14 protein-coding genes are annotated in these 14,481 nt (G+C 50.0%); 1 reads left to right on the forward strand and 13 read right to left on the reverse strand.

Features of this window, described 5'->3' with window-relative positions; genetic code table 11:
• Nucleotides 1–69 precede the first annotated feature (69 nt).
• From OCV62_RS01245 to OCV62_RS01280, 8 genes are all read right to left on the reverse strand, one after another.
• Nucleotides 70–801 (reverse strand): ClpP family protease, encoded by a 732-nt coding sequence (locus OCV62_RS01245; RefSeq protein WP_021916418.1) that lies wholly within the window; start codon nucleotides 799–801, stop codon nucleotides 70–72.
• A gap of 54 nt (nucleotides 802–855) precedes the next feature.
• Nucleotides 856–1,113 (reverse strand): hypothetical protein, encoded by a 258-nt coding sequence (locus OCV62_RS01250; RefSeq protein ID WP_021916417.1) that lies wholly within the window; start codon nucleotides 1,111–1,113, stop codon nucleotides 856–858.
• A 60-nt stretch (nucleotides 1,114–1,173) separates the two neighbouring features.
• The gene (locus tag OCV62_RS01255; protein ID WP_262584756.1) at nucleotides 1,174–2,442 is read right to left on the reverse strand and encodes an O-acetylhomoserine aminocarboxypropyltransferase/cysteine synthase family protein; all 1,269 of its coding nucleotides are present in this window, start codon (nucleotides 2,440–2,442) and stop codon (nucleotides 1,174–1,176) included.
• A gap of 53 nt (nucleotides 2,443–2,495) precedes the next feature.
• Nucleotides 2,496–3,227: a YebC/PmpR family DNA-binding transcriptional regulator gene (locus OCV62_RS01260; protein ID WP_021916415.1), complete on the reverse strand. Its 732-nt coding sequence runs from the start codon at nucleotides 3,225–3,227 to the stop codon at nucleotides 2,496–2,498.
• A 92-nt stretch (nucleotides 3,228–3,319) separates the two neighbouring features.
• On the reverse strand, nucleotides 3,320–3,661 hold the full coding sequence (locus OCV62_RS01265) for a type II toxin-antitoxin system PemK/MazF family toxin (protein WP_021916414.1): 342 nt from the start codon (nucleotides 3,659–3,661) through the stop codon (nucleotides 3,320–3,322).
• 73 nt (nucleotides 3,662–3,734) lie between these two features.
• Nucleotides 3,735–4,940, reverse strand: a complete 1,206-nt coding sequence (gene alr, locus OCV62_RS01270; protein WP_262584757.1) for an alanine racemase — start codon at nucleotides 4,938–4,940, stop codon at nucleotides 3,735–3,737.
• Nucleotides 4,933–6,519 carry an NAD(P)H-hydrate dehydratase gene (locus OCV62_RS01275; RefSeq protein WP_262584758.1) on the reverse strand — a complete coding sequence of 529 codons (1,587 nt, stop codon included), beginning with the start codon at nucleotides 6,517–6,519 and terminating at the stop codon, nucleotides 4,933–4,935. The genes alr and OCV62_RS01275 overlap by 8 nt, the downstream gene beginning before the upstream one ends.
• Nucleotides 6,512–7,165 (reverse strand): redox-sensing transcriptional repressor Rex, encoded by a 654-nt coding sequence (locus tag OCV62_RS01280; protein WP_262584759.1) that lies wholly within the window; start codon nucleotides 7,163–7,165, stop codon nucleotides 6,512–6,514. The genes OCV62_RS01275 and OCV62_RS01280 overlap by 8 nt, the downstream gene beginning before the upstream one ends.
• Nucleotides 7,166–7,463: 298 nt before the next feature.
• Between OCV62_RS01280 and OCV62_RS01285 the strand changes: the two genes are divergently transcribed.
• Nucleotides 7,464–9,395 (forward strand): ABC-F family ATP-binding cassette domain-containing protein, encoded by a 1,932-nt coding sequence (locus OCV62_RS01285; protein WP_262584760.1) that lies wholly within the window; start codon nucleotides 7,464–7,466, stop codon nucleotides 9,393–9,395.
• Nucleotides 9,396–9,538: 143 nt separating this feature from the next.
• Here OCV62_RS01285 and OCV62_RS01290 read toward each other — a convergent pair whose 3' ends face one another.
• The 5 genes from OCV62_RS01290 to OCV62_RS01310 all read right to left on the reverse strand — a co-directional run bounded on the left by OCV62_RS01290 (nucleotide 9,539) and on the right by OCV62_RS01310 (nucleotide 14,331).
• Nucleotides 9,539–9,988: a GtrA family protein gene (locus OCV62_RS01290; protein ID WP_021916409.1), complete on the reverse strand. Its 450-nt coding sequence runs from the start codon at nucleotides 9,986–9,988 to the stop codon at nucleotides 9,539–9,541.
• Nucleotides 9,989–10,003: 15 nt separating this feature from the next.
• A complete protein-coding gene (locus OCV62_RS01295) occupies nucleotides 10,004–11,206 on the reverse strand; it encodes an NADP-dependent isocitrate dehydrogenase (RefSeq protein ID WP_021916408.1) in 1,203 nt (400 codons plus the stop codon).
• Nucleotides 11,199–11,900, reverse strand: coding sequence for a GntR family transcriptional regulator (locus tag OCV62_RS01300; protein WP_262584761.1), 702 nt, complete (start codon nucleotides 11,898–11,900; stop codon nucleotides 11,199–11,201). Before OCV62_RS01300 ends, OCV62_RS01295 begins: the two co-directional genes overlap by 8 nt.
• On the reverse strand, nucleotides 11,897–13,300 hold the full coding sequence (locus OCV62_RS01305; RefSeq protein WP_021916406.1) for a beta/alpha barrel domain-containing protein: 1,404 nt from the start codon (nucleotides 13,298–13,300) through the stop codon (nucleotides 11,897–11,899). The genes OCV62_RS01300 and OCV62_RS01305 overlap by 4 nt, the downstream gene beginning before the upstream one ends.
• 113 nt (nucleotides 13,301–13,413) lie before the next feature.
• On the reverse strand, nucleotides 13,414–14,331 hold the full coding sequence (locus OCV62_RS01310; protein WP_021916405.1) for a S8 family serine peptidase: 918 nt from the start codon (nucleotides 14,329–14,331) through the stop codon (nucleotides 13,414–13,416).
• Nucleotides 14,332–14,481 lie beyond the last annotated feature (150 nt).

The following is a 14,481-nucleotide window of genomic DNA, read 5'->3' on the forward strand; positions in this document are numbered from 1 at the left end:
TTTTTCTACATCTGCAAAATGGATTTTTAAATTAGCATAGGCAGAAAAAGACTAGATCAATTTAGTATATCACTTAATTTTCTTCTTGTCACTATTGCTGTTTTTCTTTTTCATCCGACCTGCCCGATAGCCGTCTGCCAGCTCATGAAGCTTCTGCACTGCCTCGCGAATACCGCCGACGGAAGAAATGATCCCTTCATACACCGCCTGCTCTCCGACAAGAATCGTCCCGAGGTCACGACTCAACATCCCCTGTCTGATCATCATCTCTTCCATCCGCTGCTTGGAAACACTGCAATGGCTGCAGACAAAACCGGTGATCCGATCCTGAATCTGCCGGAAATAGTCATAGGTCTGCTGTGCGCCGATCACCGTCCCGTTCATGCGAACCGGATGGATTACCATTGTCCCGGACGGCACAATGTAGGAATAATCCGTGCTCACCGCGATCGGGACGCCAATGGAATGACTGCCGCCCAGCACAAGGGAAACGGTCGGCTTGCTCAAAGAAGCGATCATCTCTGCAATCGCAAGCCCCGCTTCAACATCGCCGCCCATCGTATTTAGCAAAACAAGCAGACCACTAATATTCTTACTGTCCTCTATCGCCGCCAGCTGCGGCAGAATATGTTCATATTTTGTCGTTTTGGAGCTGCTTCCGAGGTTGTCATGCCCCTCAATTTCCCCGATGATCGTCAGCAGATGGATTGAGGTTTCTTCCTTATTATCTGTAAGCGTTAACTGACCGGTCTGCTCGATTCGCTCGTCCCGGTGCATTTCCTGTTCTTCTTTTTTTCCCATAAAAAATCACTCCCGCATTTCTTTTTCAGAAAGGATGTGCAGGAGTGATTTATTTTATACATCAAAATCATCGTTATCCGCAACCGGAATTTCATAAAACATAAGATCCGGCGACGGTTCAAAAGCGTAATTCATTTCTTTGCGGACATGTCGTTTGGGAACGGGAAGCGGGTTATCCAGATATTCTCCCGGCGCAGGCTTTGGTGGTTCCTTTGGCGCTTTCTCAAAAAGCGCAGACTCCCCCTCCTGCCTGAACTCAGCTGCCGGTATGGTATTCTGTGAAGCGTGTTTCTTCTTTTTCCCCCAACTCATGCTTCGCCCTCACTGTGCAAAAAAACTTTTCCCATAGGATCAAAACGCAATACGAGGATTTTAGAGTGCCTGTTCCAGATCCGCGATGATATCGTTTACATTTTCAATGCCGACGGAAAGACGGATCAGATCGGGCGCTACGCCGGCCTCTTTTAACTGCTCGTCGTTCATCTGACGGTGCGTATGGCTGGCAGGATGCAGAATGCTGGTGCGGGAATCCGCCACATGGGTAACAATAGCTGCAAGCTTTAACTTATCCATCATTTCTTCCGCCGCCTTGCGTCCGCCTTTTAATCCAAAGGAAATGACGCCGCAGGTGCCGTTCGGCATGTATTTCTGTGCCAGCTCATAATATTTGCTGCTCTTTAAGCCGGGGTAGTTGACCCATGCAACCTTCTCGTTCGCTTCCAGAAATTCCGCAACCTTCTGCGCATTGTAGCAGTGGCGTTCCATCCGAAGCGGCAGCGTCTCCAGACCGACATTCAGCAGAAACGCGTTCTGAGGAGACTGTACCGCGCCGAGATCGCGCATCAGCTGGGAGGTTGCCTTGGTTATGTATGCCGCCTTGCCGAATTTTTCGGTATAAACTACACCGTGATAGGATTCATCCGGTGCGCAGAGTCCCGGAAACTTATCCGGGTATGCAGACCAGTCGAAATTGCCGGAATCTACGATCGCACCGCCCAGCGCCATCGCATGACCGTCCATATATTTGGTGGTGGAATGCGTTACGATATCGACACCCCATTTGAACGGATTGCAGTTGATCGGGGTAGGGAACGTGTTGTCAACGATTAACGGCACATGATGCGCATGTGCTGCACGGGCGAATTTTTCAAAATCCAGCACAACCAGCGCAGGATTTGCCAGAGATTCCGCCATGACGCATTTGGTATTGGGCTGGAACGCCTTGCAGATCGTCTCGTAATCCGCATCCGGGTCTACGACAGTACAGGATACGCCCATTTTTTTCATGGTAACCGCCAGCAGATTGAAAGTTCCGCCGTATACGGTGGACGATAATACGACATGGTCGCCCGCCTCGCAGATATTGAAAACGGCATAGTAGTTTGCCGCCTGTCCGGAACCGGTCAGCATCGCTGCTGCGCCGCCCTCCAGTTCACAGATTTTCTGTGCGACGCAGTCGTTGGTCGGATTTGCCAGACGGCTGTAAAAATATCCGGATTCCTCCAGATCAAAAAGTCTGCCCATCTGCTCAGAGGATTCATATTTAAACGTCGTACTCTGATAAATCGGGAGCACTCTCGGCTCTCCGTTCTTCGGCTTCCAGCCAGACTGTATGCAGATCGTTTCCTTTGCGTATGCCATAGTATCCTCTTACCTCTTTGTCTTTCCGACAAAAATCCGGTCTTTTGTCCGTTTTATTCTTCGTCCCAGTTGTGATATACTGCCTGAACGTCGTCATCCTCGTCCAGCAGATCCAAGGTACGCTGCAGTCCCTTTAATGCAGTCTCGTCTGTTACCTTGACATAGTTCTGAGGAATCATGGTAACATCTGCGGATGCCATCGGAATGCCTGCCTTCTCCAGCGCTTCGCGCACTTCTTCAAAAGTATCGGGATCGGTCAGAATTTCGAAGCTGTCCTCTTCCTCGCTGAAATCCTCTGCGCCTGCATCCAGAGCGGTCATCATCAGATCGTCCGCTTCCATATCGCATTCTTCTTTATCGATGATGATCTGGCCCTTCTTATCGAACATAAAGGATACACAGCCAGGTGTGCCAATGTTGCCGTTGCCCTTTGTGAACGCGCTTCTGACGTTGGCAGCGGTACGGTTCTTGTTATCGGTCAGGGCATCGACAATGATTGCGATTCCGCCGGGGCCATAGCCTTCGTAGGTGATATATTCGTAATTAACGTTGCCGACATCGCCGGCAGCCTTCTTAATTCCTCGTTCAATGGTGTCGTTAGGCATGTTGTTGGATTTTGCCTTTGCAACGACCTGTGCCAGCTTGAAGTTGTTCGCAGGGTCAGGACCACCCTCTTTTACGGCAACTGCAATTTCTCTTCCGAGAATGGTGAAAATTTTTCCCTTTGCAGCGTCATTTTTTTCTTTTTTATGCTTGATGTTTGCAAATTTTGAATGTCCGGACATTTCTTTTCTCCTTTATCTAACGTATTTCTAGTTCTTTATCATAGCATTTTGGCTGGAAAACGTCAAGAAAACATCTGCTTTGTACGGTTTCTTTATGTATCCAGCGAAAGGCTGACCTTCAAGGCAGAGTTTACGCGGTTCATCACCCGCGCATCCAGATGGCATACTTTGTCTTTCAGCCTCTTTTTATCTATTGTGCGGAGCTGTTCCAGTAAAATTACGGAATCCTTTTCGATTTCATATTCCCCGGAAAAAATTTCGATATGGGTCGGAAGCTTTGTTTTATTCATCCTGGAAGTAATCGCCGCACAGATCACAGTCGGGCTGTAACGATTGCCGATATCGTTCTGGATAATCAGCACCGGGCGGACACCTCCCTGTTCCGATCCGACCACGGGTCTTAAATCTGCATAATAAATATCTCCGCGCTTCACTCTTTTTTCTTCCTTTCCTGTTTTTTTACCTCAGGACAAGTATTGGCTGCTTTCTCAGCGCGTATACCATTCTTTAAAAAAAGAGTTTCTCTTCGTGAAAATAATCCCGCGTACAGACGATTTTTCCGCCTTTTTCATAGACGCGTGGAATCCGCTTTCCGAGGCAGCACGCGGTTTCGTAGTTAAATCTGCCGGAGCGGTCGCCGATTTCTTCCATTGTAATCGTTTCGATGCCGTCTGTGCCGATAAGCGTTGCGATATCCCCTACCTTTGCCTCAGGAATCTTTGTCACATCGACCATGAACTGATCCATGCAGACGCGTCCCAGGATCCTTGCGCGCTTTCCGGCAATCAGAACATCGCCCTTGTTGGAAAGCCCACGCGGATAGCCGTCCGCATAACCCACCGGAATCGTCGCCACACGCATAGGATTCGCTGTACAGAACGTCCCGCCGTAGCTGATTTCCTGCCCTGCATCCAGCTCTTTGATATAAGCGATACGGCTCTTTAAAGACAGGAGCGGTTCTAACACGATGCCGTCGCGCTTGACTTCATCTGACGGCCACATGCCATAGAGAATGATTCCGGCGCGCACCGCATCCATGTGCATGTTGGGCAGCTCCAGGATGGATGCACTGTTGGAGCAATGCCGCAGCGGGATTTTCAGGGAAAGTTCCTTTTCCACACGATCGGTAAAGCTCGAAAATTTTTCATACTGCACATTCGTTTTGGATTTATCTGCTTCATCCGCTGTCGCAAAATGGGTAAAAATCCCCTCAATTGAAAGATTCGGACACTGCATCGCGCGTGCGACAAAGGAAAGTCCCTCATCGTCCGGGCGGATGCCGATTCTCGACATACCGGTGTCTACCGCGATGTGAACATGCATTTTTTTGCCAGCTTTTTGGGCAGCACGGTTCATATCCTCCAGCATCTGATCGGTGAAAACCGTCGCATGGACACCCCGAAGTGCCATTTCCTCATAAGCCTCCGGAAAGGTATAGCCGAGCACCATCGCGGGCTTTTTGATTCCGGCATCTGCCAGCAATACTGCCTCTTCCTCCGTTGCCACCGCATAGCCGATGACTTCCGGGATTTCATCCATTTCCCGCGCCAGCATCACCGCGCCGTGTCCGTAACCGTCCGCTTTGATGACCGCGATGATTCCGGCATCATTTTTCCGACAGGCTGCAATCTGGCGCAGATTGTCGTGCAGCGCGTCCAAATTTACGCAAGCCCACACTCTTCTATATGGATTTTTGATTATTTCCTCACACATAATTTTTCTCCTGCTTCACAAGTACCGCCCAGACCGCTTCCGCGATATCATTGGAGGTCATACTGTATTCGCCCTTTGTATGGGCTGCCAAGTCGCCTGCCAGACCGTGCAGATAGACGCCGATACACAGCGCCCAGAACGGATCGTCGATCGCAGAAAGCAGTGCCGTCACAATTCCGGTCAGTACGTCCCCGCTCCCGGCCACCGCCATGCCGCTGTTGCCGCTGCGATTGATATATATGCTGCCGTCCGGCGAAGCTGCAATGCTTCTCGCACCCTTACACAGAACAGCTGCCTGCAAACGATTCGCCCACTTTTTTGCATAGAACACGGGCTGTTTTAAAATTTCTTCAATCGCGCAGCCCTCCAGCCGGGCAAGCTCCCCGGGATGCGGCGTTAAAATCAGCTTCCGGCGCGTCGCCGGATTCTGCTGGTGTTCAATCAGCTCCTGTAAAAGTGCTTCGTCCTTTGCGATAAGATTGATTGCGTCCGCATCCAGCACAAGCGGCTGCAAGGTCTGCTGCAGCACAAACAAAAGCTCTTTCCGGGCGCGATCAGATAAGGATAGCCCGGGACCTGCGCCGATTACATCCGCCCAGCCAGCGGATGCTTCCACAGAATCTGCGGTCATTGCCTCCGGAAGCGCCGTCTGAATCACCGGATGTATCAATGTCGGGCAGGAAAGCTTTACCATGCCGCTTCCTGCATAAAACGCACTCCGACCGCACAGAATCGCCGCTCCCGCCATAGCTTCACTGCCCGCAAGCAGCAGCACTTTTCCAAACGTGCCCTTATTTCCATCCTCAGGACGTGCCGGAAGCAGCTCTGCCACCGGTGCAGTAAATGTAAAGGCTTCCGGCGTCTGATCCAAAAATCCATCCTCAGTGATGCCGATCTGTGTGCAGATCACTTTTCCGGTATATTTGCAGCCCGGATAGAACAAAAGCCCGCGCTTCCAGAAGCCGAACGTGACTGTCACGTCTGCCCGGACAGCGCAGCCAAGCACCGCCCCGGTATCCGTTTCGATTCCGGAGGGAAGATCCACCGCAAGCACAAAGGCATCCTGCGCGTTGATCCATTCGATTGCTTCCCGATAAATTCCTTCTGCCGGACGGCACAGGCCGATTCCAAACAAAGCATCTACAATAATATCATATTCTCCATCCGGGATTGTGTCACAGATAACGGCGCCGTAAGCCTTTGCCGCATGCAGCTGCAGCTTTAAAAGTTCGCCCGCTTTTTCTTCACTGGACGTCAGATAAAAGGAAACATCATATCCCTCCTGCAAAAGAAGTCTGCCAATTGCGATACCATCCGCCCCGTTATTGCCTCCGCCCGCTGCAATCAGGACGCGCCGTTTTGGATGTAAGCCAAGCTGTCCTGCCTGCTCTTCCAGCTTTTTTTGACGTGACACAATCACATCAACACAGGAAAGCGCAGCCCGTTCCATCAAAACGACGGACGGGACACCGAAAATCTCAGAAGTATTGCTGTCGCAGCGTTTCATTTCTGCCGCAGTTAAAAGCCAGCAGACAACTGGATGGCCAGAGCCCGACGCTGGCAAAACGCATTTATTCATTCGTTTTCCTGCTCTCCTTTTCGTAACGCTCAAGCATATAAGATAGCTTCATCAGGCTGTCGGACAGATGGACGTTCTCAACCTGCACTTCTTTTGGAACCTTCAAATCCACATGTGCAAAATTCCAGATCGCCTTGATCCCGACGGAAACAAGACGATCTGCGACTTCCTCCGCGCTGTTTTTGGGAATCGTCAAAACCGCGATATCTACATTGTTCTGCTCAACAAAATCCGCTACCTCTTCCATCGGACGTACCTCGATGCCTCGGATTTTACGCCCGTACAACGCCGGATTATTATCAAAGACCCCGGTGAAAATAAAGCCGCGCCGTTCAAAATTCATATAATTGGCAAGCGCCTGTCCGAGGTTGCCTGCCCCTACAATAATCAGGTGGTGGGTTTTATCCAACCCCAGAATCCTGCCGATTTCCTGATACAGATATTCGACGTTGTAGCCGTAGCCCTGCTGCCCGAATCCGCCAAAGTTGTTGAAATCCTGTCGGATCTGAGATGCCGTCACATTCATGATGCCGGACAGCTCCTGTGAGGAAATCCGTTCCACACCTTCGTCTTTTAATTCTCCCAGAAAGCGGAAATATCTGGGAAGCCTGCCGATTACAGCCTGTGAAATTTCCTTCTCTGCCACTTCGTATGCCTCCTTCGTCCGCTGTCAGATACTGTTTTCCATTCGTAACTGTTCAGTAACCTCACAGTTACGTGCAAAAATCCATTCAAAATCGGCTATGCCGATAGGATTTTTGCCTTCTAGTCTAAGGTTTCTTACGGTCAGCGCAGTAAATGCGCAGACCTACTGAACATTTACTTCCATTCTATTATACCCTGCGTTAAAAAAATGTCAATGCGTACTCCGACCGTCCGATTGGACTTGACACGTTATTTGCACACAGGTAAACTGTTACATAGTATAAAGAAGGAGAACCATCATGATACTTTCCTGTCAGAATATCGAAAAAGCATTTCTGGAAAAACAGGTTTTAAAAAACTGTTCTTTTCATATAGAAGATTATGAAAAAGCTGCAATTGTCGGCTTAAATGGTGCAGGCAAGACAACCCTGCTGCGCATCATCGTCGGACAGCTCGAGCCCGACGGCGGCGTAGTCGCCTTTGCAAAGGACAAGACCTTCGGTTATCTGGCGCAGGACAGCGCCGTCAACAGCGACAATACAATTTATGAGGAACTGCTCTCCGTCAAGCAGCATCTGCTCGATCTCGAAAATCAGATCCGCCAGGCGGAGCTTTCCATGAAGCAGCTTTCCGGCGACGCATTAGAGGAGCTGATGCAGAAATATGCAGATCTGACGCACCGTTTCGAAATGGAAAACGGCTACGCCTACAAAAGCGAACTGACCGGCGTTTTAAAGGGCCTTGGCTTTACCGAGGACGAGTTTCAGAAACCGGTTTCCACGCTCTCCGGTGGTCAGAAAACCCGCGTTGCACTCGGCAAACTTCTGTTGCAAAAGCCTGACCTGATCATCCTCGACGAGCCCACCAACCACCTGGACATGTCCTCGATTTCCTGGCTCGAAACCTATCTGCTCAACTATAAGGGAAGCGTTTTAATCGTCTCCCACGACCGGTATTTTCTCGACCGGATTGCTTCGAAGATCATCGAAATCGACAACACGAAGGTGACCGTTTTTTCTGGCAACTATTCCGATTACGCCGCCAAAAAAGAACAGCTGCGTCAGGCACAGCGAAACGCTTATTTAAACCAGCAGGCAGAAATCAAGCATCAGGAAGAGGTCATCACAAAGTTAAAATCCTTTAACCGGGAAAAGTCGATCAAGCGTGCCGAAAGCCGGGAAAAAATGCTTGCCAAAATCGAAGTGCTGGATAAGCCAACTGAGGTGCGTTCCGATATGCACTTACAGCTGACCCCCCGCATCGAAAGCGGAAACGACGTTTTAACCGTCGAGCATCTGGCAAAAACCTTTGACCGCAACACGCTGTTTTCCGATCTTTCCTTTGCGTTAAAGCGCGGCGAGCACGTCGCGATCATCGGCGACAACGGAACCGGAAAGACGACGATTTTAAAACTCATCAACGAGCTGGTGGAACCGGACGCCGGAACCATCCGACTCGGCAGTAAGGTGCAGATCGGCTACTACGATCAGGAGCATCACGTCCTGCATCCCGATAAAACGCTGTTTGAAGAAATTTCGGACGAATATCCATCCCTGAACAACACGGAAATCCGCAATACGCTGGCTGCGTTTTTGTTTACCGGAGACGATGTATTCAAACGGATCAAAGACCTTTCCGGCGGCGAGCGCGGACGTGTTTCCCTCGCAAAGCTCATGCTTTCCGAATCGAACTTCCTGATCCTCGACGAGCCGACGAACCATCTGGACATCGCCTCCAAGGAAATTCTGGAGGATGCGTTAAACAGCTACAACGGAACGGTTTTATATGTTTCCCACGACCGTTATTTTATCAACCGTACTGCGCACCGCATTCTGGAGCTTTCCGGCGGCACGCTGCACCAATATCTGGGCAATTATGATTATTACCTGGAGAAAAAATCCCAACAGGGCGCTTCTGCAGAGTCCACAGCCTTCGGCACTTTAGCTACGTCCGCTGCCTCTGCAGCTTCTACAGAAAGCTCTGCCTCAAAGCTTTCCTGGCAGGCACAGAAGGAAAAGGAAGCCCAGCGCCGCAAAAAGGAAAATGCCCTGAAAAAATGCGAAGAGCAGATTGCTTCCCTCGAAGAGCGGGATAAACAGATCGACCTCGAAATGAGCGATCCCAAAATCGCAACCGACGTTGCCGCATTGCAGAAGCTCTCCCGCGAAAAGGATGAAATTGCAGACAAGCTCATGGAGCTGATGGAGGAATGGGAACAGCTGAGCGAGTAGAATGTCTCCGCGATCTTTCGCCTGCAGTGTATAAAACCTTTGAATTATACGGAAATAAAAAAGAGCCAAGGACCTGATTTTCAGGAATCTTCGGCTCTTTTATTTATTATTCATGACAATAGAATGCTCGCAGAGCGTGCATTCTATTGTTTTTCTTCAGCACCAGCTTCTTTTTCCGGCTTTTTTTCGATGAAAATCTTTCTCGTGATAAAGTTATAAACCATTACCACGCCGGTTGCAAACGGCTTAACGATGATGTAGGAACGGCTCCAGAACGGGTCGAGAACCATCGTGCCGAGCTTTAAGACGACATTGTTTAAGATCAGACCGCCGACTGCAAGAATGAAAAAGACGGCGAACTGCTTGCCCTGGTTTGCTTTTTTGTCCGTATCGAATACAAAAAGAATGCTCAGAATATAATTGACGATTGCCGATACGGTAAAGGCAAGGGTGTTGGCTGCGATAACCGGCCATCCGAGCAGCTCCTTAAACAGAATCAACAGCACGTATTCAATGAAGAAACATAAAAAACCCACCGCGCCGAATTTGATGATCTGCTGTCCGAGCTTACTGTTAATCAATTTCTTAATCAAGCTTTAGAACCTCTCTTATTTCTCCATAGTTTTCCGGATCGCTTTGATAAAGTCCTGGCTGTTCAATACCGTGACATCCGTCAGCTCTGTAATCAGTGCCAGGTCCTTTGTCATCCTGCCGCTTTCGATCGTATCCAGTGTTGCTTTTTCCAGCTTATCCGCAAATGCGCACAGCTCCGGAAGCTTGTCCAGCTCGCCGCGTTTTCTGAGTGCGCCTGTCCATGCAAAGATCGTCGCAACGGAGTTCGTAGAGGTTTCCTCACCCTTTAAGTGCTTGTAATAATGTCTCTGAACGGTTCCATGCGCAGCTTCATATTCATAAACGCCTGCAGGAGAAACCAAAACGGAGGTCATCATTGCAAGAGAACCAAAGGCAGAGCTTACCATATCGCTCATAACGTCGCCGTCATAGTTTTTGCATGCCCAGATGAAGCCACCCTTTGCTTTCATGACGCGCGCTACCGCGTCGTCGATCAGGGTGTAGAAATATTCGATACCGAGCTCTTTGAACTTCTCCTGATATTCGTTTTCGTAGATTTCCTGGAAAATATCCTTAAAGGTATGGTCATATTTTTTGGAAATTGTATCCTTGGTCGCAAACCACAGATCCTGCTTCGTATCCACTGCGTAATTAAAGCAAGCGCGGGCAAAGCTCGTGATAGACTTATCCGTATTGTGCATGCCCTGTAAGACACCTGCACCGGTAAAATCGTGGATCAGCTCGCGGGTTTCTGTACCGTCCGCCGCCGTGAACACCAGTTCTGCCTTGCCGGGACCCTCTACGCGGATTTCGGTATTTTTGTATACATCACCGTAAGCGTGACGTGCCAGCGTGATGGGCTTTTCCCAGTTGCGGACGCAGGGACGGATGCCCTTTACCAGAATCGGTGCACGGAACACGGTGCCGTCCAGAATGGAGCGAATCGTGCCGTTGGGGCTCTTCCACATCTTCTTTAAATGATACTCTTCCATTCTCGCTGCGTTGGGTGTGATTGTTGCACATTTGACTGCAACGCCGTATTTTAAGGTTGCATTGGCGCTGTCAATCGTCACCTGATCATCTGTTTCGTTGCGATGCTCCAGACCGAGGTCATAATACTCTGTCTTCAAGTCAATATAAGGAAGCAGAAGCTCATCCTTGATCAGCTGCCAGAGGATTCTGGTCATTTCATCGCCATCCATCTCCACCAGCGGCGTTGTCATCTGAATCTTAGCCATCGATTCTCTCCTTTTCATCATAGGCATCCAAAAGCCCGTTTTTAATCATATTATCATAAGCATTACGCATATGCAAGGCTGCCAACTCCTGTGCGCGGTCGGCATCCTTCCGGCAGATCGCCTCCATGATCTGTTTGTGCTCGAGCACAGCTTCCAGTCCTCTTTCACTGCCGGAAAGGTTCTGCTTGCGCATTCTCCGCACATATTCATGGAAATCCCTCAGCTGATGCTCCAGCATTTTGCTTGAGCATGCTTCATATAAAATATCGTGGAACTGATCGTCAAGCTCCGTCAGCTTCTGGGCATGTCCCTTGCTGGCGTGAAATTCTGACAGGTAAATATTTTCTTCCAGCGCATCCAGCTGTTTTTCTGTAATATACGCGGTTGCCCAACGGGCACAAAGCCCTTCCAGCAAAGAACGGATCGCATAAATATCCTCCACGTCCTTTCTGGTGATGCCGGTCACATATGCCCCCTTGTTTGGGATAATGCTGACCAGACCTTCCAGTTCCAGCTGGCGCAGCGCTTCCCGGACGGGCGTGCGGGAAACGCCCATCTCTTCGCTGATCGCCATTTCCCGCAGTTCCTCGTGTTCTTTATAATGTCCGCTTAAAATATCCTCCCGCAGCTGATGAAAAACCTTTCCCCTCAGCGAATATCGGTCGGAGCTTTCTCCTTTTTCGTATTGACTCATACCAATAAAATCCCCAGTTTCTTGCTGGCATCATCGATTACCTTCAACAGCTCTTCATCGGTCAGAACGGTAACACGGCCGCTTTCGTATTCGGCGTCCACCCATTTCTTGACCTCGTGAACCAGCTCGCAGTTTTTATCCAGCTTCTTTTCCTCCGGTAAATGGAAGTAAGTATTGATCCAGTGTGCGATTCCGGCAAGGCCGGAGGTATTCGATACAGCGCACAGAACCGGACGGTTTAAGAACTTTTCTGTATCAAAAATGTTGTAAATCTCTTCGTTTTTCAGCAGACCGTCTGCATGGATACCCGCTCTTGTGACATTGAAGTTCTTACCGACAAACGGCGTCCTGGGCGGGATGTGGTAGCCGATTTCTTTTTCGTAGTATTCTGCCAGCTCGGTGATCACCCTGGTGTCCATGCCGTTTAACGTGCCGCGCAGCTGTGCATATTCAAATACCATCGCTTCCAGAGGCGTATTACCGGTACGCTCGCCGATACCGAACAGCGAGGTGTTGACACCGGAGCAGCCATACAGCCATGCCGTCGAGGAATTGACAACTGCCTTATAGAAATCGTTGTGTCCGTGCCATTCCAACAGCTCGTGGGGAACACCCGCGTGCGTGTGCAGCGCATAGATGATTCCCTGTACGCTTCTCGGGATAACGGCACCCGGATAGTTGACGCCGTAGCCCATCGTATCGCAGGCACGGATTTTGATCGGAATCTGATATTCCTTCATCAGCTTCATCAGCTCCAGGCAAAACGGAACAACATATCCGTAAATATCGGCCCGCGTGATATCCTCCAGATGGCATCTGGGACTGATTCCCTCTTCCAGGCACTCCTTGATGACGCTCAGGTAATGCTCCATTGCCTGTTTGCGGGTCATTTTCAATTTCATGAAAATGTGATAATCGGAACAGCTGACCAGAATACCGGTTTCCTTCATGCCGATCTCTTTCACCAGCTTGAAGTCCTCCTTGCTCGCGCGAATCCAGCTGGTAATTTCGGGAAATTTATATCCTTTTTCCAGACATTTGTACACTGCATCCCGATCTTTTTTACTGTAAAGGAAAAATTCGCTGGCGCGGATCAGACCATTTTCTCCGCCCAGTCGGTGCAGATAGTCATAAATCGTTACAATCTGCTCGGTGGAATAAGGGGCGCGTGACTGCTGACCGTCACGGAACGTCGTATCGGTAATCCAGATGTCCTTTGGCATATCGTGCGGAACGGTACGGTCATTGAACGGAATCTTCGGAATTTCCGAATAAGGGAACATATTCCGGAAAACATTCGGCTTCTTCACGTCATCCAGAATGTACATATGCTCTTCGATCTCGAGCAGGTTCTTGTTCTCATTCATGGTGACCGGACGGTTAGTAAATGTATTGTTCATGATTCCTTCTCCTTCGTTTGCTCGCCGCTTTCTTCCAAGCAGTGTGTTCTGTAATTCAGGTATCATTGTATACAATCATCCAATTTTTGTCAATCCTTCTGAAACAAAAAATTTTATCCCTTTAACGCTCTGCCTACATGAAGCATTCCCCAGCCCTGCATCCCCCAGTTTTCTCCCAGATCCTGCGCATGGTATAGCAGCCGTTCCCGTACCTGTTCGTTTGTCAGATGCGGCTCCTTTTCCCACAAAAGTGCTGCTGCCGCGCTGACTGCCGGAACTGCCATCGAGGTCCCGTTCTTTGCCGTATACGGATGATTTACCGAGCAGAAATGATTTTTCCGATACCAGGCATTGCAGGAAATGATGCCGCTTCCCGGCGCCACCAGATCCGGTTTTTTCACCCTGCCGTTTGCAGGCCCTCTCCCGGAATAAGCGGCGCAGGCATTTTTGTGTCCCGGGGTCTGCCTTCCATCATGACATCCGACCGATACGACGTGCGCCTGCAGACCCATCGCAGAGACAGAATCCGGGGCAGGTCCGTTGTTTCCGGCAGCCACTGCGACGAACAGCCCTGCATTCCATGCTTTTGCAATCCAAGAAAGCAGCTCCTGCTCAAGCGCAGCTTCCCGGATCGAGCCGATCCCGACGGAAATATTCAAAATTCTCGTATGATAAATCCGGCGTGTGTCCAGCACATACCGGATGCCTTCTATCATGGCGGCAACGTTTCCGTCCCCGCGTTCGTCCAGCACCTTGCATACTACCAGACGGCAGCCTGGCGCAATTCCGGCATACAGACCGTTGGAGCATTTTCCGTTTCCGCACAGGCAGCCTGCCACATGGGTTCCATGCCCGCTGTCGTCATACGGCTGCTTCTGTCCGCCGACAAAGTCTGCAAATCCTGCGATTCTCCCGGAAAGATCCGGATGCAGCGCGATCCCGGTGTCCAGCACCGCTGCCGTCACACCTTTTCCGGAAAGCCCGTTTACCTCTGCCGCGGTCGCGTGGACAACTCTCTTTACCCTGTTCAAGGCATACGCATCCTTTTTCTTTTAGGATATGGAAGGATGGGGGAAGAGGTGTGCTGCATTCTATGGAAGACAGTGAAAATAGAATCCTGCTTCGCAGGATTCTCCGCCTGCGGCGGGTCGCGCAAGCGACATAATTCCACTCCGCCAAAG

Source organism: Gallintestinimicrobium propionicum (genome assembly GCF_025567525.1).
Classification (GTDB): Bacteria; Bacillota; Clostridia; order Lachnospirales; family Lachnospiraceae; genus Gallintestinimicrobium; species Gallintestinimicrobium propionicum.

Excerpts from the sequence above, each read along its gene's own strand:
- OCV62_RS01245 (WP_021916418.1), bottom strand. The coding sequence starts at position 801 with ATGGGAAAAAAAGAAGAACAGGAAATGCACCGGGACGAGCGAATCGAG.
- OCV62_RS01250 (WP_021916417.1), bottom strand. The coding sequence starts at position 1,113 with ATGAGTTGGGGGAAAAAGAAGAAACACGCTTCACAGAATACCATACCG.
- OCV62_RS01255 (WP_262584756.1), bottom strand. The coding sequence starts at position 2,442 with ATGGCATACGCAAAGGAAACGATCTGCATACAGTCTGGCTGGAAGCCG.
- OCV62_RS01260 (WP_021916415.1), bottom strand. The coding sequence starts at position 3,227 with ATGTCCGGACATTCAAAATTTGCAAACATCAAGCATAAAAAAGAAAAA.
- alr (WP_262584757.1), bottom strand. The coding sequence starts at position 4,940 with ATGTGTGAGGAAATAATCAAAAATCCATATAGAAGAGTGTGGGCTTGC.
- OCV62_RS01275 (WP_262584758.1), bottom strand. The coding sequence starts at position 6,519 with ATGAATAAATGCGTTTTGCCAGCGTCGGGCTCTGGCCATCCAGTTGTC.
- OCV62_RS01285 (WP_262584760.1), top strand. The coding sequence starts at position 7,464 with ATGATACTTTCCTGTCAGAATATCGAAAAAGCATTTCTGGAAAAACAG.
- OCV62_RS01295 (WP_021916408.1), bottom strand. The coding sequence starts at position 11,206 with ATGGCTAAGATTCAGATGACAACGCCGCTGGTGGAGATGGATGGCGAT.
- OCV62_RS01300 (WP_262584761.1), bottom strand. The coding sequence starts at position 11,900 with ATGAGTCAATACGAAAAAGGAGAAAGCTCCGACCGATATTCGCTGAGG.
- OCV62_RS01305 (WP_021916406.1), bottom strand. The coding sequence starts at position 13,300 with ATGAACAATACATTTACTAACCGTCCGGTCACCATGAATGAGAACAAG.